The sequence below is a fragment of the Aquibacillus kalidii genome, assembly GCF_014280935.1.
In the GTDB taxonomy this organism is placed as follows: Bacteria; Bacillota; Bacilli; order Bacillales; family Amphibacillaceae; genus Aquibacillus_D; species Aquibacillus_D kalidii.
The window spans coordinates 26,304-49,077 of sequence record NZ_JACLZI010000023.1 but is presented as its reverse complement, the minus strand read 5'-3'; the positions used below and the strand labels follow the sequence as shown (position 1 = coordinate 49,077).

The following is a 22,774-nucleotide window of genomic DNA, read 5'->3' as shown; positions in this document are numbered from 1 at the left end:
GTGTTCTTTGCGACCGAGGAGGCTCAGCGCGAGCCCACGGAAAGCGAAGTGAGTTTCCGTAGCGGCACCTCATAAGTTACTTCGTATTTTATACAAAATATGACAAAGCACAATCGTTACGAAAAGAGCCTTCGTAATTAAAAAACCTCACACTCTACCTAGGAGTCTGAGGTTAGCTGAAATCGGATAATGCATAAATTTGCTCTAGGCTAGTTGGTAATACATCATCTTTCATCATAAAGCTAAAGTCAGGATTAACTTGCAATTGATCTGGTAATTCATTCAATAAGACAGGGCCGTCTGTTTCATAGTATGTAGGCTGATTAGTTATCGTGTCAATAGTTGCAAAATAGATGTTTTTAACAATATTCCCGCCTTTACCAACTACATAATACTGCCCAACATATTTAAGGCTTTCCACTATGCCACCTGTCTCCTCTTTTACTTCTCTAACTGCCGCTTCCTCAGCAGTTTCACCTTCTTCTACTTTTCCACCAGGGAATTCTAACCCTCTATCCTTATGTTTCGTTAATAACCACTTATTGTCACATCGACAAATCACCCAAACGTGCTTTGGCTCCTTATGAAACGGATGATCATCGAACGACAACTTTACTTGATTATTATAATAATCATGGAATATTTTCATATTTTTCAGCTACCTTTTATTCTAATACTTAATAGTGGTGATGTTTGTTAGTTTCCATTCGTTGCTGTAGGTGAATTCTAAATCTATATTATATTCACCAAATATTTCGTTTTGATTAGACTGTGTTACCTTTACCCTATTATCCCCTAGTTTTATTTTCTCATAGATTCTATTTTTTTCAAACCATGGTGGTGTTTCTGTTGCAATGATATAGAGACCATTTTCTTTTTCCTGATAATAAATATCTATATATTTACTTGCCACTTCTTTAGATGCAATAGATGAAAATGCTTCTATTAGTTCACTCTTTGTATGAAATAGAAGCACTTTATAATGATCATCAACCTCTTGTACAAGAGTATCCATAAATTTATCCGTTATCGATACGATCACATCATGAGACAATTCTTCTGTATTTTCCTGTTCTTGTAAGGTAGTCGTTTGTACTTGAGCGCTTACAAACATGGACGGATGGTCACTGGATTTACGATTTTCTTCTTTTTCTACGTCAGGAAATGTAGCAGAATTTACTCCTACTTCCATAATTGGATTGTCGACCGGAGCTTGATTATAGTAAAAAATAAAGTAAGGTAAAAAAGCTATTACCAAAGTAGTTATGACAGATATCGTTATTTTCTTCATTAATTGCCCCTCCCACATCTATATTATATTTACCTTTTTTTGTCCTAGATTTAAACTTCTTTTCATTCTATCTTAGTTAATAGACGTATTTACTAAGATGAATGTTTCAGAAATTTTCTGTGAAAGGTTTCACTTTATGGAAAGGGACAACTAATTTGTTAGAAGATTCCTTTTGGTTAAGGAAAGATCAATCTAATATGTTCATACTTTCAATATGTTCTCTGGTTTTCCCATCTCCTAAATCATGGATCATTTTAAAAGCATCAATTAATCCATCATCATAATTGTCGTTAGATTCGTCATTATGATAGGGAACATACGGAATATGAGCTCGAACAAATCCATTCATGTCAGCATTATACATCTCATTCATTTTCTCTCTTAATAAAAACACTTCTTCATCATTTGCATGAATGATGAAGTCATTGTTATTACCAAACTCTACTTGGGATATCTCTTGTGTACCAATATTGACATAATACTTTTTCTTTTCCATCTTTCACCCTCCTACCCTTTAATTTTCTCTATTACTTTTTATTTATGAACAACTTTTCACTTTTTTTGCATATGGTATGTTACAAGAAGGCTTAGGTAAAAGAAACATCCAATAATGGACAAACGTCCACTTTAAAAAAAAAAAAATTTTTAAATAGAAAGGAATGTTGTTCATGCGTTTTGCTGATGATATTTTGCAACGTTATTTACGTCATTTCAACGAAAATGAAAATGATTCACTACAGTTATTTATACAATCTATTCTCGAACAGATGGATCACCAGGATATCTTGGAGGTTTTCAAAAGCCTTTCTAAAGAAGAACTGAACGATATGCTGGGGCGGCATCTTAGTCAAAGTCTTGTGGAAAGATTGGAACAGCCAACTTCTAATTTTGAAGATGATTTGAATTGGCGTAAAGTGCAGTAATAGCTTTTCGCTCAAAATTAAAAACCCCATCATAAGATGAGGTTTTACTAGTTAATTTACTTTGGATGATGGTGTTCCATATGATTCAGTCATTGCTTTTTTAATTAAGCAACGCCCTCTTCCATGCGGGATACACATTGGTGTACCAAACATTGGATCATATGTAACATCACAATTCATTTGAAATACGTCACGTACTAAGCTGCAATTTATAATTTCTTCTGGCTTTCCTTGTGCGTACACTTTTTTATCTTTTATCGCAACAATGTTGTGTGCGTATCTACAAGCAAGGTTTAAGTCATGTAATACCATAACGATTGTACTATTATTGCGCTCGTTAAGTTCAAATAATAAGTCCAATATATCTATTTGATGTGTCATGTCTAAATAAGTTGTTGGTTCATCTAGAAGAATCGTATCCGTGCCTTGTGCTAATGTCATGGCAATCCATGCTCTTTGGCGTTGACCACCTGATAAAGAATCAACTGCTCGATCTTTCAACGCAGACATATTAGTGGCATTTAACGCTTGATTGACTGCTTGTTCATCTTCTTGTGACCACTTTTTAAATATACTCTTATACGGATGTCTACCTTGTTTGACTAAGTCCTCGACTGATAATCCTTCTGGACTTGTAGGACTTTGTGGAAGAATAGCTAGCTGCTTCGCTACGTCCTTTGTTGGTAATTTCGCAATATCTTCTCCATGCAAAACAACCCCGCCCTCTTTTGGTTTAAGGAGACGAGCCATAGAACGTAACAATGTGGACTTTCCACATCCATTCCCTCCGATAAAGACAGTGATCTCACCTTTAGGAATTTCAATATTCAAATCATCAATGATGATATCTTCTCCATATCCTAGCGTCAAATCTCTCGTTGCTAATGTTTCCATTTGCAATCTCTCCCTTACGAGGCTTGCGATTTTTAAACAATTTTATATGTTAAATCGATGGTTAGTTTTTTTAAACTTATACAACTAGTTTATTGGGTTTTGAATGTGAAGTCAATGATTTTGAGAATCTTTATCAATTAAAATGATTGGCATTTCAATATTTATTCACAGATATGTAACTGGAATGTTTTGTCACTTTTAAAAAATAGTTAATCGCGATATACTGAGTATACAAAAAAAGCGAACAAGTGTTCTTTTTATATGAGGTTGAATTTATGATTGATTATACTGCTTTACCTAGAAATGATGTGCTTTGTATTGATATGCGCTCCTTTTATGCTAGCGTAGAATGCGTTAAAAGGGGATTTGATCCAATGACAACTATGCTAGCAGTTGTTGGTGATAAAAATCGGTCTGGAAGCATAATTTTAGCAGCATCGCCTACGTTAAAAAATAAACATGGTGTTAAAAATGTTAGTCGTTATTTCGATTTACCTGATGACCCTCTCATACATGTAGTAGAAGCTAAGATGGGAGATTACTTAAAAGTATCCGTAGAAATAACCAAATTGATTAATCAATTTGTTCCAAAAGAAGCGATTCATCAATACTCTGTCGACGAAGTGTGGGTAACTGTTAATGGGCTAGGGAAAATTTACGGAAGTAGTTGGAATATAGCAAAACTTATTAAAAATGAGTTACTTGAAACAATGGGCCTAACATGTTCAATCGGAATAGGTGATAATAAATTTTTAGCCAAGGTTGTGATGGACCTATATGCGAAAAAAGATGGCATTGCGGAATGTCGCTATGAGGATGTGAAAGCAAAACTTTGGCCGACGCCGATTGAAGATATTTGGGGAATTGGAAAACGAATGATGCGTAACCTTAATCGAATGGGAATAGTCAACCTAGGGCAACTTGCTAACTATTCCCTAGAACGATTAAAAAAACGATTCGGAGTTATGGGAGAACAGCTGTATTGGCATGCTTGGGGAGTCGACCTTAGCCCTGTTATTGGAAATTTTGAAAAACAATCACAAAAAGGATTTGGTCACGGCATCACGTTGTTACGAGATTATGATGACGAGGAAGTATTTGCTTGTATGCTCGATCTAGCTGAAGAAGTATGTAGAAGAGCAAGAACAGCAGGCCAAGCTGGCAGAACAATCCATCTTGGAATCGGATATTCTCAAGAAACAGGTGGTGGATTTAGTCGGTCACGCTCTGTTGATTTACCAACCAATATTACGATGGATATATACAATATTTGTATTCAGCTGTTTCAAGAGTTTTATGATGGTAAAAGTAAAATTAGACGTGTGTTTGTTACTTTAGATCACTTATATGACGATGAAGAAACACAGCTTGATTTATTTGAAGATAGAACAAAAAGAAAAGATATCGGTTATGTAATGGATGCGGTTAGAGCACGCTATGGCCCTACTGCCCTGTTACGAGCTACAAGCTTTACTAATTCTGGTGTTACGCTCGAACGAAGCAAGAAAATTGGTGGGCATAAAGCATAGTAAATAAGATGAAGACCTAGACGACAAGTCAAGGTCTTCATCTTAATTCCCACTCTTCACGTAACAATCCCATACGAATGGAGTCATAGTAAACACCGTTGTAGAGCCGACATTTTCTAAGGCGTGCTTCCATAGTCATCCCAATCTTCTCTCCTACCTTCACCATTCGCTCATTTCCAGACCATGTTGTATAACCAACTCGAACCAAAGGAAGTGTACTGAATAAATGTGAAATCCACATTTTTAATGCTATTGTACCATAGCCACCATTCCAGAATTTAGTATCATAAATAATAATACCCATTTCTAACCAATTTGAAGGCTTATGCTCCCAATAGTAACCAACTGTACCAACTATATCTCCGTCTATTTCGATAGCCCATCGATCCTCTTGTTCTACCCACGTTTTATTTGCAAGGAATTCCTCTTTAGGAATGTGTTTATGTTCATAATAAGGCGCATCCCAGTTTTTCCATTCTGGCCATGCTTCTTTATAAACCATTTCCCACAGCTTAAATAGGTCTCCTTCCACAATAGGTCTAATGGTTACACCCTTTTCTGTATAACTCAAAATCTCATCCCCTAAATTCTATTTAGTTATTTAACAATTTACTTAATTGGTGACGAATTACTTTATTAGACGCAGTTCTTGGAAGTTGTTCTAAAAAGTACACTTCTTTTGGAATCTTATATTTTGCTAAGTATTTGCTACAGTAACTAATAACCTCGTCTGCTGTTACGATTTCTTTTTCCTCTACCACTACAAAAGCAACGGGAGTCTGTCCCCAAGTTGAATCTATCTTACCAACAATAGCTACGTCCTTAACACCTGGACATCCTGATAAGACACTTTCCAATTCAGCAGGATAAATGTTTTCTCCACCAGAGATAATTAAATCCTTCCGTCGATCCATTACATATAAAAAACCTTCTGCATCGACATAACCCATATCACCAGTGGCCAACCATCCGTTATGATCGAAAGCACTTCGGTTTGCATCTTCTGCTCTAAAATATCCCTTCGTAACCATTGCTCCCTTTACATGAATCTCTCCAACCTGATAGTTATTAGCTATCTCGCCTTCCAGCACAATTTTTAACTGAGCAGGAAACAAAGGCTTGCCAGCAGATCCAAGCTTATCTAACGCATCTCTCGGGCTAAGCGTTACAATTTGTGAAGAAGTTTCCGTCATCCCATACGTTTGATAAACAGGAATTTGAAGTGATTTGGCTTTTTGTAATAGTGGCTCCGGTGCTGGTCCCCCACCCAAAAGCATACACCGAAAGGAAGACGGATAGAACTGATTACTCTCTGCAACAACATCTACAAGTCGTTGCAAAGTCAGCGAAACGACGGAGACAATCGTTACACCTTGATTTACGATACCATTATGAACGACTTGTTCATCAAACTTTTCAAGTAGATACACTGGCATACCATAAATAACACTTTTTATTAATATAGATAACCCACCAACATGAAATAACGGTAAAGAAGCTAACCATTTATCACGATTATCTATACCTAAATTAAGCGCAGAGGCGATTGCACTCCACCAATGATTCCCATATGTATGTTGGACACCTTTTGGCTTTCCTGTTGTACCAGACGTATAAATAATAGTAAACAAATCATCAAGGTTAATTTCACCTAAAAGTTCCACAACTTCCTCATTTAATTGATGAACTTCTTCAACAGAATAGATAGGAGCAGTAAAGTCAAATACATCAGATGGTAAGCTTACGTCGGTAAGAATATAACCAACCTCTGCGTTGTTTAGTTGAAAAGATATTTCTTTAACTGCTAGCCTTGTATTTAATAAAACTGCAACTGCTCCCAAATAGGAAAGGGCATGAATCATCACCACCATTTCACTCGAATTATGAGCATAAATAGCTACATGATCTGCGCACTTAACTCCGATACCAGCTAACTTTCTAGCAAATGATTGTGATCGCTCTTGTAACTCTTTAAATGTTAGTGTTTCTTTGTCAGGAATTTCAAGTGCAAGCTCATTTGGCGATAATGCTGCTTGTTTATCCAACCAATGAGGGATAATCTCTGCCATCCATATCGAATCCTTTCACATATTCCATTTTGCATATATAAAATATAATCCTTTTCTGTTTCATTAAATCCAGCGCTTTTCAAAATAAAATCCCTTATACATTGATGGCCACTTTGCTTAAAACTTTAATAGACCATCTAAAGAGCTCTTTTTACTAATTAAAAAGTCAGGTCATAGTTTCTAATAGTAAAATAGAGACCATCACAAAAGTGATTGGTCTCTGAATGAATTACATGAATTAAGGAAAGCGTGGGAATTGTTTAAAGTCAGGATTACGCTTTTCTTTAAATGCATCTCGTCCTTCTTTTGCTTCATCAGTAGTATAGTAAAGTAAAGTTGCGTCTCCACCCATTTGTTGAAGTCCTGCAAGACCATCTGTATCTGCATTTAAAGAAGCCTTTAAGAAACGAAGTGCAGTCGGTGATTTTTCTAGCATTTCTTCACACCATTGAATTGTTTCTGCTTCTAGCTGATCTAATGGAACAACCGTATTTACTAATCCCATGTCTAACGCTTCTTGAGCATTATACTGACGGCATAAGAACCAAATTTCACGTGCTTTCTTATGTCCAACGATACGAGCAAGGTACCCCGCACCATATCCAGCATCGAAACTACCAACCTTTGGACCTGTTTGGCCAAAGATAGCATTGTCAGCAGCAATAGTTAAATCACAAACAATATGTAAAACATGACCACCGCCGATTGCATACCCAGACACCATTGCAATAACCGGCTTCGGAATTACCCGAATTAATCTTTGCAAGTCTAGCACATTCAAGCGTGGAATTTGGTCATCCCCAACATATCCTCCATGCCCACGTACCTTTTGATCACCGCCAGAACAGAAAGCATCATCACCGGCTCCAGCTAACACAATAACACCTATATTGGAATCGTCTCTTGCATACGCAAAGGCATCAATTAACTCATTTACTGTTTTAGGACGAAAGGCGTTGCGTACTTCCGGACGGTTAATAGTTATTTTAGCAATCCCATTATATGTTTCATATAAAATATCTTCATAGCTACGTTCACTATTCCATTCAACTGTCATCATTATATCCTCCATTTCACTATTCACTTAATTGATTAATAAAATCACTTACTATTGTACCAAAAATTTCAGGTTGTTCCACATGAACTGCATGACCCACATTTTTAATAACCTTATATTGACTATATTTTAGGGATTCATCCATATGTTTCCCTAATTTAACAAACTTATCGTCTTCCTGTCCAACAAGGATTAACACAGGTAAGGAGAAGTTAGCTAACTGATCCCACCAAGAAGGCTGTTTACCTGTCCCCATCCCTCTAAGGGAATGAACTAACCCTTGTTTAGATTGATTTAGACGCTCGCTACGGATATTAGCTTGAACGTTAGATGTTAATTTCTTTTGCGTTTTAAACAAATCGAGATTTTCCCAATATTTAACAAAATCGGAAAGTTCATTTTGTTCCATCCACGCAGCTAATTGTTCATCTTTAGCCTGTCTGGAAATCTGCTCATGTGATTCAGCTAGTCCAGGAGAGGCACTTTCTAAAATGACAGAGGCCACTCTTTCAGTGTATAGCATGGCAAAAGATAGAGCGGTTCTCCCACCCATAGAATAGCCTAGTAAATTCACCTTATCAAGGTTTAACTCATTAAGAATCGTCTCTAAATCTGCACAACAATCTTCCATACTCACTAGCTTATCAATGTTTGTTTTACCATGTCCTGGAAGATCAAGTACAATTAATTTATACGCTTTTTTCCACTTTTCCACAAACAAGTCCCATGTTTTAGAACTACCTGTAAACCCATGTAACAAAAGTATCGGAGTTCCTTCTCCAGACGTTTCTACCCAATAATCACCGTTTTTTGTCGAAACATACATCTGCTCACCCCTTTAATTGCTCAAGCAGTATTTTTTCAATGTTGCTCCATTTCGCTTGATGCCAATGAACATTTTCTTGTCTGTTTGTTTGTACTTCGATAACCGTTAAACCAGCATGATCATAACTTTCCGTTAAGGCCTTACTGAACTCATCCCAATTGTTTGGTACATGATATGCTCCATTATACATCGTGATGATAGGTTTAAAATCAATATTAAGCGGCGTTCCGAATAATACTTCAAAATGCTCCGATTGTTCCTTTGCTTGAGGCAGAAAGGAAAATATCCCTCCACCATTATTATTAACTAGTACTACTGTCAAGTTAATATGATATTGTTTTGCAATCAATAACGCATTAAAGTCATGAAAAAAAGATAAATCTCCAATCAAAAGAGTCACACGTTTACCAAGTGCTGCAGCACCAAGTGCACTAGATGTGATACCATCGATCCCATTCGCACCACGATTACCCAATACAGTAATTTGTTTGGTGTTTACCAGGAAAAAAGTGTCTAGATCTCTAACAGGCATACTATTCCCAACATACAATGTCGTATCATTTGGAATAGCCTCTGATATATAACGAACAGTTCCTCCTTCTGACAACTCTTGATCAGATTCATCTTTAGATAAAAGCTTGCTCGTAGATTTATTTAAACCAATCCACATTTCCTTCCAATCCAAGTCAAAGTTCATCTTGTATTCAACTAATTGTTCACATAACTTGGATGGATCAGCATATACAAATTGTGCCGATGAACCGGTGGGCTCTCTATGACCTTCTTCATCGTCGATAATAATTTGTTTAACATGCTCGTTCTCTTTTAGTAACAATAAAAATGGTTTCGATATTGGCATAGCACCAAACCGGATAATAAATTCAGGTTCTAGCAGTTCACGTACTTGTTTACTTTTTAATATCGAATCATAGCATTCAATAATGTTTGCTTTACTATGTTTGCCTGCTCGTAATTGAGATAGTGGATCAGCCAAAATTGGAAGGTCATAAGCTTCTGCTAATGCAACAATTCCCTTAGCAAGGCCAGCATCATTTTGCGGTCCACATACAATCAGACCACGTTTATAATTTCTTAGAGCTGAAATTATTTCATCTAATTGAACGTTTTCCAATGAACGTTTTCCAATGTAGTTAGAATGAAAAGCACGATTTTGATATACGTCTCCCCATAGATTGTCTAAGGTGAAAACTGGTACAAGTGGCTCACGAAAGGGAAAATTCAAATGGACTGGTCCCGGATTACCGTGAACAGCATTATGTACTGCCCTAGACGCTTTACCACGCACATACTTAAGCATGAAATCTGTCGCTTCAGGAAGGGCCATCTCATGGAACCATTTGACATAATCCCCATACATTTTAATTTGTTCGATAGCCTGAGGGGCTCCAACATCTCGCAACTCATGAGGTCGATCAGCAGTTAATACAACTAGTGGCACTCGATCATAATGCGCCTCCACAATAGCAGGGTAATAATTAGCCGCTGCAGTTCCAGAGGTACAGATTAGCGCCACAGGTTGTTTCGATTGTTTAGCCATCCCTAAAGCAAAAAAAGCAGCAGAACGTTCATCCATATTTACCCAGTGGGTAATATCTGGATGCTCTGCAAAAGTTAATGCTAATGGAGTAGATCTTGAACCAGGGGAAATGACAACATTGGAGAGTCCACTTCTGAATAACTCATCCACAAAATTGGCTACATATCTTGTTAGTTTTTCAGTGTATTCCATTTATTCTCCCCCTAAAACTGATAGCATTGGTGTAAATTTAATAGTAGTTTCTTGATATTCAGCCTCAGGATCGGAATCTTTTACAACACCACAACCTGCAAAGAGAGAGCCCTGACTTCCCCGCAACAACGCGGACCGAATCGCAACAGCAAACTCTCCATTTTCGTATGCGTCTAACCACCCGACAGGAGCCCCGTACCATCCTCTATCCAACTCTTCATTTGCTCGTATAAAAGTTAGTGATTTCCCCCTAGGTAATCCGCCTAATGCAGGCGTTGGATGCAGTTGTTTAACTATATCGATGATACTGTTACCCTTCTTCAACGTTCCTTTAACAGGAGTGAACAGATGTTGTAGATTTTTCAAGGGATAAATTATTGGTTCACTCGGTACATTAATATTTTCACAATAATCAGAAATAGCCTTACTAATCATTTTAACTACAAAATCATGTTCTTCTCGATTTTTCGGATCGGTTAACAAACACTGGCCTATTTGGATATCTTCTTCTAATGTCTTTCCTCTTGGTGCAGTCCCTGCCAGACAAGTAGACAAAAGCTTTTGATCTTCAACACGAACCAACCTCTCAGGTGTAGCCCCTATAAAGCAAGTTTGCTCATTTTCAATAGCAAAAATATAACTATTTGTTTGCGTATCTATCAATTGCTTAACAATGGGAGCAATTGCTACATCTTTTTCAAACTTGACTTTCATTTCTCTAGCCAAAACAATTTTATTGGCTTGCCCGTCTTTGATCTCTTTTGTTGCTTTTAGAACAAGTTGTTTCCAAGTATGCGGATTAACCTCTTCTTTTGCCGTGATAGAGGGGGATTTTGGTAAGGTGAAATGATCATTTAGTAAATGCTGTTTATTTTTATTAATTGTATATAATAATTGTTTAGCATGATCTTCTTTATGAACAATTATATTTATTGTTAAATAACAAAAGCCGTCTATAACCGTTAACAAATAAGTAGGCACCCTAAACAGGCTGCCTCCAAAATGGTCCCATAATGCTGTTTGTTCTTTCAGAGGGTCAAATGCAAATCCTCCAATGGCAATGGGACCAGTACCTGGAAGCTTGTAAGGATTAATAATAATTGCATCCGAAAGTAGTTTATTCCACTGCTTCTCCATTTCCACAAATCTATCTGAATCAGCTTTAATCGAATAGGCCTGTCCAGCCCCAACGAGATAAAACTCATCTTCTGAACTTAACCAAAAGACACGATCCCCTTTTATATCGTCTGCCTTAGTGAAGAACGCAATCGGTTCTACATTATCTATTTGTTCGGATATACTTAACAGTTGTGGTGCTTGTTTTGTTTTTGCCATAACTATTGCTTCATCTAGAGCCTCTTCCAGACTCTTTACTTCTGTTTGAATCATCAAAAACCCTCCAATATAAATAGGGCATTACTATAAGCGAGTTTCATTATATTATAAACCAATACTAATTTAAATTAATAATGCTTTTCTATACTATTTTATTCCCTTTCTTTAGGTTTCTCAACTATTGGTACTATTTACATACAAATAAATGTTAAAGATAATTTGACACTATACGATTGATTCCATAAACTTAATATGATATTACTCGCATTTCTAGGGGTTAGTAAGGGAGAGAGAACTTTCAATGCAATCGCTTGAGGAGAATACATTAAACGCTAGCTTAAATGAAAAGCCAGGCTTTCATGTCTGGTGGAGACTGCTCAGACCACATACATTAACGGCTTCATTTATTCCCGTTTTTGTAGGAACAATGTTAGCAATTTTAGATGGTTCTATTAACTTTTTGCTATTTGCTGCGATGTTAGTAGCAGCCATGCTTATTCAAGCTGCAACAAATATGTTTAATGAATACTATGATTTTGTACGTGGGTTAGATAATGAACGTTCAGTTGGTATCGGTGGAACAATTGTACGTGATGGTGTTAAACCAAAAACTGTATTAAACCTAGCACTCTTATTTTTTGCATTATCAATGTTATTAGGTGTTTATATTTGTCTAGAATCAAGTTGGTGGATATGTGCGATTGGATTGGTTTGCATGCTACTAGGCTACCTTTATACTGGTGGACCTTACCCGATAGCTTACACACCATTTGGGGAATTTTTCTCGGGATTTATTATGGGCACCATTATTATAGGCATTAGCTATTTTATCCAGACATTAACGATTACACCTGAAGTTGTTTTAATTTCCATACCGATCGCTATATTTATCGGAACCATTTTACTATCAAATAATATTCGCGACCTAGATGGAGACAAAGAAAATGGCCGAAAGACAATTGCAATCCTCATTGGAAAAAAGAATGCAGTTGCCTTATTGGCAGGAAGCTTTACAGCTAGTTATGTAGCAACAGTCCTTTTTATCATTTTCGGATTACTACCAATATGGTCACTTATTGCTTTTCTTAGTATTAAAAAGGCAATTAATGCGGTGAACGGTTTTAAAAACAAATCAACAAACATAGAAATGATGCCTGCCATGAAGGCGACCGCTCAAACAAATACCTTTTATGGTTTTCTATTAGGAATATCGCTCTTAATTCAAATATTTATTCCTTTATCTTTATAACGACAAGTGGATCGGCACTTGTCGTTTTTCTTATTTTCTAAAGTACTGGGTAGGAGGATTATTATGAACTTTGACAAAACACTGATGAATACATTAGGGATGGAAATAGAATCTTTAGACAAAAAATTAGTTAAGATAAAAATGCCAGTTGATGAAAGAACACATCAACCAATGGGCTTTTTACATGGCGGTGCAAGTGTTGCATTAGCGGAAACAGCTGCAAGCATTGGGGCTTCCTTAAATGTAGATACTACCAAATTCCATATCTTCGGATTAGAAATAAACGCAAATCATATTAAGAGTAAAAGAGATGGATGGGTCAGAGGATTGGCAAAACCAATCCATATAGGTAAAAACACAATGGTTTGGGAAATTAAAATTATGGATGAGCAAGAAGCTCTTATATCAATAGCAAGATGTACCGTTGCAGTAGTCCCGATTAAGGGCTAAAGCGCAGCGTTTGACCTGGATTAGTGCAGATTTTTCCTTCCCATTCCAAAAAGCGCAGCGATCGGGATGGATTAATGCAGATATATCCTTTCCATTCGAAAAAGCGCGACGATTGGGTAGATTTAGTGCAGATATCTCCTTTCGTTCTGAACAATATCACAAAAGGCTACCGTCCAATAGACGATAGCCTTTTTATATTTTCATATTTAATTTAATGTTAATCGTTTCTTTTCAAGCCAAGGTCGGAGTTTCGCAAATACAGGAACAAATAATACCCCAACTATGACACCTTTTATCGCATTAAACGGTAGAATACCACCAATTACTGTAGCCCATTTAACAGTAGGAATAGCCATTTCTTCCATTCCCATAAATAAGCTATAAGCTGGTAAAATTAAGAAATAATTTAATATTCCCATGCCAATTGCCATCACTACTGTTCCAGTAACTAAACCCGAAACAAGGCTCTTAACACCTTTGAACTTATGGTATAGAACGGAAACAGGTACAACGAACAATATACCAGCTAAGAAATTCGCAGCTACACCAACAGGTTCTCCTCCACCAATGATAAGATGTAACAGATTTTTAACTAACTCAACTATGACACCAGCAACCGGACTAAACAACAATGCTGCTAATAAAGCTGGCACGTCACTAAAATCTATTGTTAGATATGAAGGCAAAAACGGTAGTGGGAACTTCAAGAACATTAACAACATAGAGATCGTACCTAGTAAAGCGAAAAGTATAAGTTTTAACAATTTTGATGATTGCGTCTTATTGTTTTGCATCATCTATTCCTCCTTCATCTTTTATCGATTCTAATCTTGCATTTGATGAAGGGAGAGCACCTGAACGACAAAAAACCCTAAAACCTATGGGGCTTTAGGGTATACATGTATCAGGAAATAAAGGTATCAAAAAACATACCTTATTTGCTCCTTATCTTCTCCCATCCAGACTTTAACTGTCGGTCCCGGAATTGCACCAGGTCCACCGCAAAAGCATTGCTAATGCGGGTCACGGACTAAGAGTGGTAAACCACTCATCACCGTCGGTCGGGAATTACACCCTGCCCCGAAGATAGAATCGATATTAAATTATAGTTTTATTATACTATGCTAATTAAAATTTGTGAAGTATAACTTTGTGAATGTTTTAACTAACTTAGTCCTCTAGTGGATTTAAACTCTCTGATCCAGAAAGATCAGCAATCATTTTTACAAGTAGTTCAATTTCCTCGTCAATGTCTTTGATACTAGCTGTTTCCACTGGAGAATGCATATACCTCAATGGTAATGATACTAAACTAACTGGGACGCCACGTCCAGTTAAACGCATTTTATCTGCATCCGTTCCTGTCATCCTCGGTGTTAATTCGTATTGAACAGCCATGTCTAATGAACGGGCAGCCTTTTCTAGAAGCTTATTCATCTTTATATTAATTGGTGCACCCTTTGCAAGAACTGGCCCTTTCTCTAAACGAACATCCCCATATTTATTTTTATTAACGTTAGGATAGTCCGTTGCAAATGTAACATCGCAAGCAATAGCTACCGTTGGCTCAATTCCTGCTGCTGCAAAATAAGCACCACCCATATTTGTCTCTTCGTTTACGGTACTTGCAGCATATACACCTACATTTAAATTCTTTTCAGAAAGTCTTCTTAGAACCTCTGCAACAATAAACGCTCCCGTTCTATTATCCAGACCCCTACCAGCTATGTATCTATCCATTAACATTTCTGGCTCACGATCATAAACAGCTAAATCACCAATCTGAACGTATTTTTCCATTTCCTCTTTTGACTTGGCTCCACAGTCGATGAATAATTCATCCAAGTCAAAATCACCTTTAATACCGCCATGGTGCTGTGCATTAACACCGATCACACCTTTAATCTGTTGATGTGTACCAAGTACATTCACCTTCATGCCTACTGCGGCTTTTGGGTTGATTCCCCCCATTTTATCAAAGTGTAAAAAGCCTTGTTCATCAATACGATTTACTACTAATGCTATTTCATCACAGTGACCTGCTAAGAGAATTTTAAATTCGGCATCTTTATTAAGTACCCCAATTGCGTTACCAGCATTATCTGTGATGATTTCCTCAGCAAATGGCTTAACATAATTAATCCATTTCTTTTGAATTTCCATTTCCATACTAGACGGTGATGGTGTTTTCAATAATTCCAATAAAAAATCTAATCTCTCTTTTTCCAAATGTATGACCTCCTTTAAATCTGTTATTATCATATCAAAAAGTTACGAATTTAATAAATATATCGTACTAAGACCAAAACTTTTACTTATTTAGTTATGTTATATAGACTATATTTAGAGCTAAGCAACACCTGTAAACTCACCAATAAAATTTCAAAACTAGGAGTGAGAACTAATGAGTTTAGAACAATGGTTTAAAAAAGGTATGGATCCAGATGAATATATTGAATCTATGGAACAACATAAAGAAAACCTTCTTCATGTATATGATAATTTTTTACTACCACAAGATGAAGCCTTCTTCAATAAGCTTCGAGACAAAAAGTTAAGAGGTATTGTCATTACTGAGGATTGGTGTGGCGATGCAATGATGAATGTGCCAATCTTGTTCCGAATTGCACAGGAAACAAATATGGATATTAAACTATTACCTAGAGATCAAAACCTAGAATTAATGGATCAATATTTAACAAATGGAACAGCACGATCTATTCCAATCTTCATTTTTATTAATAATGACGGAGAAGAAGTAGCAAAATGGGGACCACGCGCTAAAGAAATTCAAGATTTCATCGATAATTCTCGAGCTGGTCTACCTGACAAAGAAGCAGCAGATTTTGAGGAAAAGCAAAAAGAACTATTCACGTTTATTACTAAAGCTTATAGAGAAAATACTGATTTTTGGGACGAGGTCTACCAAAGTTTAAAGCAAGCCCTCTCTTAATAAAAAAAACAGTCCAAGGTTGGGCTGTTTTTTTTTTATAGATATAATCGCTAACAATACTTTTTATTAAGTTTTGATATCTAAATTATATATAAATAAAGTTTTGGCCATACTCAATAACAAAAACACAAAAAGGTGAAAACTAAATGTATTTACATAGATTTTTACAAGTATATTTTCGTATGCCTATTCTATTTAGGCTTATATCAACTGTTTTTCTAATAATGATATTGTTTGGGGTTATGATACACTTTGTTGAACCAACCCATTTTCCTTCTATTTTCGATGGCGTTTGGTGGGCTTTCATTACAGGTTCCACGGTCGGTTATGGTGACTATGTCCCCTTAACCATTACTGGGAAAATGATTGCAATCCTTCTCATTTTGACAGGTGGTGGACTAATTACTTTTTATATGGCTACTATATCAGCTGGGACTATCAAGCGTGAACACGACTTATCTGAAGGAAAAGTCGGCTATAGAGGAAAAAATCACATTATTTTAGTTGGTTGGAATGAACGGACAAAACAATTGATTGATATGATCCTAAAGCACGATAAAGAAGAACAGATTGTCTTAATAGATAGAACCCTTTCAAATTTATCTTACAGACAAAGCCATATTCATTTCATTCGTGGTAGTGCAGCAGAGGATGACGTATTGAGTAAAGCGAATGTTAAGGAAGCTAGATATGCGATTATAACTTCCGATCCATCCAAACAAGAACAAGAGGCAGATCAATCAAGTATATTATCAACGGTAGCAATGCGAGGAAATAATCCTAATTTATTTATCATAACGGAAATATTAATTAAAGAGCAAATTTCAAATGCAAAACGAGCTGGAGCAGATACGGTGATCCGTTCCAATGATTTTATGAGTACATTATTTTTCAGGGAAATTTATAGAGAAACTCCTGTGAAACCTTTTGAGTTGCTTTTAGATGTACTAGCAAATCAACAGTTTACCCAGGATGTCTTACCTGATCACTTACATGGTAAAACATTTCACGTGTGTTTAACAGACCAATTAACTAGACAGAAACTTCTTATTGGAATGAAAAGAGAAGGAGAGTATTGGTTAAACCCTCCTCCTGAATGTAAACTTAAAACTGGTGATGTATTAATATTTTTAAAAAGTTTACATTAGCATATTTTCTATTTGTTCTATTAATCGTTTGCCTTTTTCAACATATTTAGTGGGGACATCTGAATCAGGGTCAATTGGAGATTGAAACTGATTCACGGATCCTTGCAAAACACCATTATCCGCATGAGCCTCTACATCATCTTGATACTTATGGGTTAAGATAAAAGGAGCTCCTAAACGAACAATCGCTCCTGGTGAGTCAAGCATTCCTTCTTCCACTTTGAATGGTATTCTCAAAAATTGATATCCATCCTCATCTGCCATTTTATAATCCATCGCACCCTCATCGTAATCCCAGCTACCACCAACAACATAGCCGAGTGGTTTAAGCTGCTTTTCTAATTCATATAACGGAAACACTTTATTTTCTAAACTTGAAGAAATTGGAATCATAGATAAATAACTCCCTTTTGCTGTTTACATTTACTATACCCTTCTAGAATTTTTTTATGTTTCTAATTACACTAGATAATAAAGAAACGTAACGAATTCAAAAAAGAAACGGTGATTAGGAATTTCCTCCAAATCACCGTTTCTTTTTATATTAAAGTCTTTTTTCAAGCTCTTCTTTTTCTTTTTCAAATCCTGGTTTCCCAAGTAATGCAAACATATTTTTCTTATACGCTTCTACACCTGGTTGATCAAAAGGATTAACGCCAAGAAGGTAGCCACTAATTGCACATGCTTTTTCAAAGAAGTATACAACATACCCAAAAGTATAAGCATCAAGCTTTGGTAAATGAACAATTAAGTTTGGAACTTGTCCATCTGTATGAGCTAGCATCGTTCCTTGATATGCTTTTTCATTAACATAATCAACTGTTTTACCTGCTAAATAGTTAAGTCCATCTAAGTCTTGATCTTCTTTTTCAAGTGTGATATTGGACTTCGGCTCTTCAACATGTAGAACTGTTTCGAATAAGTCTCTGCGGCCCTCTTGAACATATTGACCTAATGAGTGTAAATCTGTTGAGAAGTTTGCAGAAGATGGATAGATTCCTTTAAAATCTTTCCCTTCGCTTTCACCGAAAAGTTGCTTCCACCACTCCGCAAAATATTGAAGATTTGGCTCATAATTAATTAACATCTCAATAGTTTTACCTTTGTTGTAAAGAACATTACGAACAGCTGCATATTGATAGGCAGGGTTTTTGGCAATATCATCTTCACTTAATTCTTGTTGAGCCTTTTGAGCGCCTTCCATCATTGTATCAATATCAACACCACTTACCGCAATAGGTAAAAGTCCCACAGCTGTTAAAACAGAATATCTGCCCCCAACATCATCAGGAATAACGAAGCTTTCATAGCCCTCTTCAGTTGCTAAAGTTTTCAAAGCACCCTTTGCTTTATCTGTTGTTGCATAAATTCTACCTTTTGCTTCTTCAACACCATATTTTTCTTCAAGGAACTTGCGGAAAATACGAAAAGCAATCGCAGGTTCCGTTGTTGTACCACTTTTAGAAATTACATTAACCGAAACGTCTTTATCTTTAAGTAAATCAAACAAATCATTGATATATGGTGCACTGATACTATTACCAACAAAAAATACTTGAGGCGTTTTTCTTTGATCTTTTGCTAATTCGTTGTAAAAAGAATGATTTAGCATCTCAATAGCTGCGCGTGCACCTAAGTAAGAACCCCCGATACCTACTACAAGTAAAACATCGGAATCTGCTTTAATCTTTTCTGCTGATTTTTTAATTCTGCTGAATTCCTCTTTATCATAATCAGTTGGTAAGTTAACCCAACCTAGAAAATCACTACCAGCACCTGTTTTATTATGTATAGCTTGGTGGGCTAATTTTACTGGTTCTTTTAAATATTCTACTTCATGTTCACCAAAGAAAGATAACGCTTTACCATACTCGAAACGGACATGTGTCATTATTTACCCTCCATATTTATAATCTCCCTTTTAATTTACCTAAACCTACTACTTAAATCAAGTGAAGAAGTGCACGAATTATTTCATTTCGTTAGTCCGATACATAAATTATCTAAAATTAGTCATTATAAAAGTGAAGCATCGTTTTTATTAGAGCGATGTATTAATGGAACATAAGGAGGAAGCGTGCATGAGTGCTTTGAAACGCATAGCTTTACTACTAATCATTATAGGTGCCATTAATTGGGGACTTATTGGCTTGTTTCAGTTTGACTTAGTAGCTGCCCTTTTCGGTGGCGGTGAACAAAGCGGTGCCTTTGCGCGAGTTATATACACACTAGTTGGTATTAGTGGGCTAATCTGTCTTTCACTTCTGTTTAAACCATCAGAAGAGTTAGCAGATCGCAGAGAACCTAGAGCTGAGCGATAGAATAGCTTAGCTTGATACAAAAAAGGCCTTTCGGAATTTTACTCCGAAAGGCCTTTTCCTATATTACTTCTTAAACGTATTCTCACGTTCTTCAGATTGCTTAATCCAGTCGTTCAATTTGTCTTTTAACGTATTGAACCCTGGTTCTACATCTGACTGAGTTTGTTGAGTAGACTGTTGTTTCACTTTCTTAGACTTAGGCTTTGCTTCTGTTTGTTTTGGAGCCTCTTCTGTAGCGCGAATAGATAGAGAATATTTATTACTTTTTTCATCTATAGAAAGAACTTTAACCTTTACTTCATCTCCTACAGTAAGAAATTCATTAATATCCTTAACAAATCCGTGTGTTACTTCTGAAATATGAACCAAGCCTTGTATTTCATCGTTTAGAGCTACAAACGCTCCATAAGGCTGAACACCTGTAACTTTTCCTTCAATAACTTGACCTTCAGTAAAATTTTCTGCCATGTTGAACATCTCCCGACTTTTTTCAATACTTTTTTTGTGTTACGTCACCTCTAGTTTGCCCAGAGGCTTTAGCTCCCGATTCGTTAACTACCTTATATTTTTGTTCCAGATTAATATTGGAGTAGTAATAAGGATATACGCAATTATTAATTTTAGCACATACAAGAACTTAAAGGCAAAAATTATATTTAGAATTCATTTAAATAATTGGTTTAAACTTGTAATTTTTCGGTAATACTCATTAGTGTAAGACTTTCTCGTATTCCCCCTGTGAGAGGCAAAGCGATACCATCGCTTTGCTTATTTTTTTATATAAAAGAAATACTTTTTACTAATTCATTTCTCTTATTAACAGTATGTGAATGCAATAAAGGAGTAATCTTCTATGTCAAACAACAATGCTCAAAACAAATATATATCCTATAAGGGAAGCAAAATATGTTACCAACTACACCAAACAGGAGATCATTCAAGTAAAGAGTATTTAATTTTTGTCCACGGATTTCTTTCATCTCAATATAGTTTCCGGAAGATGATCCCATTATTAATTGACAACTATAATATTATTACCCTTGACCTGCCACCATTTGGTGATAGTGATCGCATTAACACCTTTCTTTACTCCTATAAAAATATGGCCGATTTAATCATTCACTTTATGAATGAACACAACATCAAACAGGCACAATTAGTAGGTCATTCAATGGGAGGCCAAATTGCATTAACGTGTGCGTATCACTATCCAGATAGAATAAAAAAGCTCATATTACTTGCACCATCAAGTTACATGAAAAAGTCAGATAAACTGAGTTATTTCGTAAGTTCCCTGCCTTTTTTTACAACCTTTATTAGAAAATTAATGAAACGAAAAGGTGTTTACCATACGATTCGGCAGTCCCTTTATAATGATGACATGATAACAGAAGAGATGTTAAATCAGTATAAGAAACCATTTTCTGACAAAAAGATATATGCTTGTCTTGCAAAAATGGTAAGGGACAGAGAAGGAGATTTAAAAGAAGACCACCTACATGAAATTAAAACAGAATGTAGTATCTTTTGGGGAAAGAAAGATGAGATCCTCCCTGTTAGAATAGCTTATCAACTTATCAGGGATCTTTCAAATGCTGAATTATGTACCTTTCGAAATGCTGGACATTTATTACCCGAAGAAGTTCCACATGTCATTTGTGATTGCATAAAAGCAGGGGATGTCCTTAATCATTCACACCTTGATTAGTTAAGGTAAGGATCAAATTCAACTATTTCCAATCCCTGATACTCTTCTATATAATGGACTCATGAAAAGGGGGATTAAATGATGACATTATTTGAGAATGTACCAGACCGTAAAGGAACCCGTTCTGTAAAATGGGATTTAGTCCATTCTTTGTACGGTTCTGAAGATGTATTGCCTATGTGGGTAGCTGACATGGATTTTCCTACACCAAATGCTGTAACAGAAGCTTTAGTATCGAGAGCTGAGCATGGGGTTTTTGGTTACACATACACGGACACCGCCTTACACAAAACAATCTCTAATTGGGTTCAGGATAGGCATAATTGGCAGATTAAACCGTCATGGCTCATATACAGCCCTGGAGTCGTTACTACCTTACATATCGCCGTCCAAGCTTTAACTAACGTAGACGATGGGATTCTGATCCAAACTCCTGTGTATCCGCCATTTTATGATCTAGTGAGTAGCCATGATAGAAAATTGGTGACGAACCCTCTTAAATTAGTGAATAATCGGTACGAGATTGACTTTGAAGATTTCGAGGCTAAGTTGAAACAAGGTGTGAAAGTCTTTATTTTATGTAACCCACATAATCCCGTTGGAAGAGTATGGTCTAAACCAGAACTCGCTAAAATGGCTGCACTATGTAAAAAACACGATGTCACCATTTTTTCAGACGAGATTCATGCAGATTTAATTTTTGATGGTAACTTCCATATTCCCATAGCTTCATTATCAGACGAAATTAACGAACAGACGATAACCTGTATGTCACCTACAAAAACTTTTAATTTGGCTGGTCTTCAAGCATCTTATGCGGTCATTGCTGATAAGAATATTAGGGAGAAGATAAATGATTTTTTGAAGAAACAAGGATTGACAATGTTAAATACAATGGGGATAACTGCATTAGATGCAGCTTATCAACACGGTAAGCCCTGGCTAGAAAAATTGCTTTCCGTATTAGAAACAAATAAACAACTAGTAATTGATGCCTTTAAGGATAGACAAGAGATTTCTATCGTTCCACCTGAAGGAACTTACCTTTTGTGGATGGATTGTCGCAAACTAGGTCTAACACATGATGATTTAAAGAACTTTATGCAAGAAAAAGCAAAAGTCGGACTAAACGACGGTAAAAGCTTCGGGGAAGAAGGAGAAGGATTCATGAGAATGAACATCGCCTGTCCAACAGTGACTGTAAAGGAAGGTATCAAACGTATCTTGACCGCAATAAATTCGTAAAAAAGAAGAGAAATAGGGTACATCTT

Annotated in this window: 24 protein-coding genes and 1 riboswitch; of the genes, 9 read left to right on the top strand and 15 right to left on the bottom strand. The window is 36.2% G+C overall.

What is annotated here, in order from left to right; genetic code table 11:
• Positions 1-172: 172 nt before the first annotated feature.
• From ytkD to H7K77_RS04080, 3 genes are all read right to left on the bottom strand, one after another.
• The gene (gene ytkD, locus H7K77_RS04090; protein WP_186576446.1) at positions 173-649 is read right to left on the bottom strand and encodes an RNA deprotection pyrophosphohydrolase; all 477 of its coding nucleotides are present in this window, start codon (positions 647-649) and stop codon (positions 173-175) included.
• Between the two features lie 21 nt (positions 650-670).
• Complete coding sequence (locus tag H7K77_RS04085; RefSeq protein ID WP_186576445.1) at positions 671-1,291, bottom strand: hypothetical protein; 621 nt, start codon at positions 1,289-1,291, stop codon at positions 671-673.
• A gap of 187 nt (positions 1,292-1,478) precedes the next feature.
• A complete protein-coding gene (locus H7K77_RS04080; RefSeq protein ID WP_186576444.1) occupies positions 1,479-1,787 on the bottom strand; it encodes a hydrolase in 309 nt (102 codons plus the stop codon).
• Positions 1,788-1,959: 172 nt separating this feature from the next.
• Here H7K77_RS04080 and H7K77_RS04075 point away from each other — a divergent pair, with 172 nt between their 5' ends.
• Entirely contained in the window at positions 1,960-2,214 is a 255-nt protein-coding gene (locus H7K77_RS04075) for a DUF6154 family protein (protein WP_186576443.1), read from the top strand.
• Between the two features lie 51 nt (positions 2,215-2,265).
• Here the strand turns inward: H7K77_RS04075 and H7K77_RS04070 are convergent, their stop codons facing one another.
• A complete protein-coding gene (locus tag H7K77_RS04070) occupies positions 2,266-3,108 on the bottom strand; it encodes an ABC transporter ATP-binding protein (protein WP_186576442.1) in 843 nt (280 codons plus the stop codon).
• 278 nt (positions 3,109-3,386) lie between these two features.
• On the opposite strand from H7K77_RS04070, the gene H7K77_RS04065 reads away from it, so the two are divergent.
• Complete coding sequence (locus H7K77_RS04065; protein WP_186576449.1) at positions 3,387-4,637, top strand: Y-family DNA polymerase; 1,251 nt, start codon at positions 3,387-3,389, stop codon at positions 4,635-4,637.
• Between the two features lie 37 nt (positions 4,638-4,674).
• Here H7K77_RS04065 and H7K77_RS04060 read toward each other — a convergent pair whose 3' ends face one another.
• The 6 genes from H7K77_RS04060 to H7K77_RS04035 form a co-directional block, all read right to left on the bottom strand.
• On the bottom strand, positions 4,675-5,208 hold the full coding sequence (locus tag H7K77_RS04060) for a GNAT family N-acetyltransferase (protein ID WP_186576441.1): 534 nt from the start codon (positions 5,206-5,208) through the stop codon (positions 4,675-4,677).
• Between the two features lie 22 nt (positions 5,209-5,230).
• Positions 5,231-6,706, bottom strand: coding sequence for an o-succinylbenzoate--CoA ligase (locus H7K77_RS04055; protein ID WP_186576440.1), 1,476 nt, complete (start codon positions 6,704-6,706; stop codon positions 5,231-5,233).
• Positions 6,707-6,944: 238 nt separating this feature from the next.
• Positions 6,945-7,763 carry a 1,4-dihydroxy-2-naphthoyl-CoA synthase gene (menB, locus tag H7K77_RS04050; RefSeq protein WP_186576439.1) on the bottom strand — a complete coding sequence of 273 codons (819 nt, stop codon included), beginning with the start codon at positions 7,761-7,763 and terminating at the stop codon, positions 6,945-6,947.
• A gap of 19 nt (positions 7,764-7,782) precedes the next feature.
• Positions 7,783-8,589, bottom strand: coding sequence for a 2-succinyl-6-hydroxy-2,4-cyclohexadiene-1-carboxylate synthase (gene menH, locus H7K77_RS04045; RefSeq protein ID WP_186576438.1), 807 nt, complete (start codon positions 8,587-8,589; stop codon positions 7,783-7,785).
• 4 nt (positions 8,590-8,593) lie between these two features.
• Positions 8,594-10,339: a 2-succinyl-5-enolpyruvyl-6-hydroxy-3-cyclohexene-1-carboxylic-acid synthase gene (gene menD / locus H7K77_RS04040; protein ID WP_186576437.1), complete on the bottom strand. Its 1,746-nt coding sequence runs from the start codon at positions 10,337-10,339 to the stop codon at positions 8,594-8,596.
• On the bottom strand, positions 10,340-11,728 hold the full coding sequence (locus H7K77_RS04035) for an isochorismate synthase (protein ID WP_186576436.1): 1,389 nt from the start codon (positions 11,726-11,728) through the stop codon (positions 10,340-10,342).
• Between the two features lie 247 nt (positions 11,729-11,975).
• Between H7K77_RS04035 and H7K77_RS04030 the strand changes: the two genes are divergently transcribed.
• Together H7K77_RS04030 and H7K77_RS04025 are read left to right on the top strand one after the other, a co-directional pair.
• Positions 11,976-12,923 carry a 1,4-dihydroxy-2-naphthoate polyprenyltransferase gene (locus H7K77_RS04030; RefSeq protein WP_186576435.1) on the top strand — a complete coding sequence of 316 codons (948 nt, stop codon included), beginning with the start codon at positions 11,976-11,978 and terminating at the stop codon, positions 12,921-12,923.
• A 63-nt stretch (positions 12,924-12,986) separates the two neighbouring features.
• Entirely contained in the window at positions 12,987-13,373 is a 387-nt protein-coding gene (locus H7K77_RS04025; RefSeq protein WP_186576434.1) for a hotdog fold thioesterase, read from the top strand.
• Positions 13,374-13,579: 206 nt separating this feature from the next.
• On the opposite strand, the gene H7K77_RS04020 is transcribed toward H7K77_RS04025, so the two are convergent.
• Both H7K77_RS04020 and H7K77_RS04015 read right to left on the bottom strand, forming a co-directional pair.
• On the bottom strand, positions 13,580-14,167 hold the full coding sequence (locus H7K77_RS04020) for an ECF transporter S component (RefSeq protein ID WP_186576433.1): 588 nt from the start codon (positions 14,165-14,167) through the stop codon (positions 13,580-13,582).
• Positions 14,168-14,316: 149 nt separating this feature from the next.
• Positions 14,317-14,465, bottom strand: a riboswitch (FMN riboswitch).
• Between the two features lie 78 nt (positions 14,466-14,543).
• Complete coding sequence (locus tag H7K77_RS04015; protein WP_186576432.1) at positions 14,544-15,635, bottom strand: M20/M25/M40 family metallo-hydrolase; 1,092 nt, start codon at positions 15,633-15,635, stop codon at positions 14,544-14,546.
• A gap of 142 nt (positions 15,636-15,777) precedes the next feature.
• Here H7K77_RS04015 and H7K77_RS04010 point away from each other — a divergent pair, with 142 nt between their 5' ends.
• Both H7K77_RS04010 and H7K77_RS04005 read left to right on the top strand, forming a co-directional pair.
• The gene (locus H7K77_RS04010; RefSeq protein WP_186576431.1) at positions 15,778-16,326 is read left to right on the top strand and encodes a thioredoxin family protein; all 549 of its coding nucleotides are present in this window, start codon (positions 15,778-15,780) and stop codon (positions 16,324-16,326) included.
• Positions 16,327-16,472: 146 nt separating this feature from the next.
• Positions 16,473-17,474: a potassium channel family protein gene (locus H7K77_RS04005; RefSeq protein ID WP_186576430.1), complete on the top strand. Its 1,002-nt coding sequence runs from the start codon at positions 16,473-16,475 to the stop codon at positions 17,472-17,474.
• Here H7K77_RS04005 and H7K77_RS04000 read toward each other — a convergent pair.
• Together H7K77_RS04000 and H7K77_RS03995 are read right to left on the bottom strand one after the other, a co-directional pair.
• Positions 17,466-17,867: a YugN-like family protein gene (locus H7K77_RS04000; protein ID WP_186576429.1), complete on the bottom strand. Its 402-nt coding sequence runs from the start codon at positions 17,865-17,867 to the stop codon at positions 17,466-17,468. The two genes, H7K77_RS04005 and H7K77_RS04000, sit on opposite strands and share 9 nt — an antisense overlap.
• A gap of 151 nt (positions 17,868-18,018) precedes the next feature.
• Entirely contained in the window at positions 18,019-19,365 is a 1,347-nt protein-coding gene (locus H7K77_RS03995; RefSeq protein ID WP_186576428.1) for a glucose-6-phosphate isomerase, read from the bottom strand.
• Positions 19,366-19,555: 190 nt separating this feature from the next.
• Between H7K77_RS03995 and H7K77_RS03990 the strand changes: the two genes are divergently transcribed.
• On the top strand, positions 19,556-19,795 hold the full coding sequence (locus tag H7K77_RS03990; RefSeq protein WP_186576427.1) for a DUF378 domain-containing protein: 240 nt from the start codon (positions 19,556-19,558) through the stop codon (positions 19,793-19,795).
• 63 nt (positions 19,796-19,858) lie between these two features.
• Here H7K77_RS03990 and yugI read toward each other — a convergent pair whose 3' ends face one another.
• Entirely contained in the window at positions 19,859-20,263 is a 405-nt protein-coding gene (yugI, locus tag H7K77_RS03985) for a S1 domain-containing post-transcriptional regulator GSP13 (protein WP_186576426.1), read from the bottom strand.
• A gap of 385 nt (positions 20,264-20,648) precedes the next feature.
• Between yugI and H7K77_RS03980 the strand changes: the two genes are divergently transcribed.
• Entirely contained in the window at positions 20,649-21,503 is an 855-nt protein-coding gene (locus tag H7K77_RS03980) for an alpha/beta fold hydrolase (protein WP_186576425.1), read from the top strand.
• Between the two features lie 81 nt (positions 21,504-21,584).
• Positions 21,585-22,748 carry a MalY/PatB family protein gene (locus H7K77_RS03975; RefSeq protein ID WP_186576424.1) on the top strand — a complete coding sequence of 388 codons (1,164 nt, stop codon included), beginning with the start codon at positions 21,585-21,587 and terminating at the stop codon, positions 22,746-22,748.
• Positions 22,749-22,774 lie beyond the last annotated feature (26 nt).

Coding starts and splice junctions, on each gene's coding strand:
- ytkD (WP_186576446.1), bottom strand. CDS start 649: ATGAAAATATTCCATGATTATTATAATAATCAAGTAAAGTTGTCGTTC.
- H7K77_RS04085 (WP_186576445.1), bottom strand. CDS start 1,291: ATGAAGAAAATAACGATATCTGTCATAACTACTTTGGTAATAGCTTTT.
- H7K77_RS04080 (WP_186576444.1), bottom strand. CDS start 1,787: ATGGAAAAGAAAAAGTATTATGTCAATATTGGTACACAAGAGATATCC.
- H7K77_RS04075 (WP_186576443.1), top strand. CDS start 1,960: ATGCGTTTTGCTGATGATATTTTGCAACGTTATTTACGTCATTTCAAC.
- H7K77_RS04070 (WP_186576442.1), bottom strand. CDS start 3,108: ATGGAAACATTAGCAACGAGAGATTTGACGCTAGGATATGGAGAAGAT.
- H7K77_RS04055 (WP_186576440.1), bottom strand. CDS start 6,706: ATGGCAGAGATTATCCCTCATTGGTTGGATAAACAAGCAGCATTATCG.
- menB (WP_186576439.1), bottom strand. CDS start 7,763: ATGACAGTTGAATGGAATAGTGAACGTAGCTATGAAGATATTTTATAT.
- menH (WP_186576438.1), bottom strand. CDS start 8,589: ATGTATGTTTCGACAAAAAACGGTGATTATTGGGTAGAAACGTCTGGA.
- menD (WP_186576437.1), bottom strand. CDS start 10,339: ATGGAATACACTGAAAAACTAACAAGATATGTAGCCAATTTTGTGGAT.
- H7K77_RS04035 (WP_186576436.1), bottom strand. CDS start 11,728: ATGATTCAAACAGAAGTAAAGAGTCTGGAAGAGGCTCTAGATGAAGCA.
- H7K77_RS04030 (WP_186576435.1), top strand. CDS start 11,976: ATGCAATCGCTTGAGGAGAATACATTAAACGCTAGCTTAAATGAAAAG.
- H7K77_RS04025 (WP_186576434.1), top strand. CDS start 12,987: ATGAACTTTGACAAAACACTGATGAATACATTAGGGATGGAAATAGAA.
- H7K77_RS04020 (WP_186576433.1), bottom strand. CDS start 14,167: ATGCAAAACAATAAGACGCAATCATCAAAATTGTTAAAACTTATACTT.
- H7K77_RS04015 (WP_186576432.1), bottom strand. CDS start 15,635: ATGATAATAACAGATTTAAAGGAGGTCATACATTTGGAAAAAGAGAGA.
- H7K77_RS04010 (WP_186576431.1), top strand. CDS start 15,778: ATGAGTTTAGAACAATGGTTTAAAAAAGGTATGGATCCAGATGAATAT.
- H7K77_RS04005 (WP_186576430.1), top strand. CDS start 16,473: ATGTATTTACATAGATTTTTACAAGTATATTTTCGTATGCCTATTCTA.
- H7K77_RS04000 (WP_186576429.1), bottom strand. CDS start 17,867: ATGATTCCAATTTCTTCAAGTTTAGAAAATAAAGTGTTTCCGTTATAT.
- H7K77_RS03995 (WP_186576428.1), bottom strand. CDS start 19,365: ATGACACATGTCCGTTTCGAGTATGGTAAAGCGTTATCTTTCTTTGGT.
- H7K77_RS03990 (WP_186576427.1), top strand. CDS start 19,556: ATGAGTGCTTTGAAACGCATAGCTTTACTACTAATCATTATAGGTGCC.
- yugI (WP_186576426.1), bottom strand. CDS start 20,263: ATGGCAGAAAATTTTACTGAAGGTCAAGTTATTGAAGGAAAAGTTACA.
- H7K77_RS03980 (WP_186576425.1), top strand. CDS start 20,649: ATGTCAAACAACAATGCTCAAAACAAATATATATCCTATAAGGGAAGC.
- H7K77_RS03975 (WP_186576424.1), top strand. CDS start 21,585: ATGACATTATTTGAGAATGTACCAGACCGTAAAGGAACCCGTTCTGTA.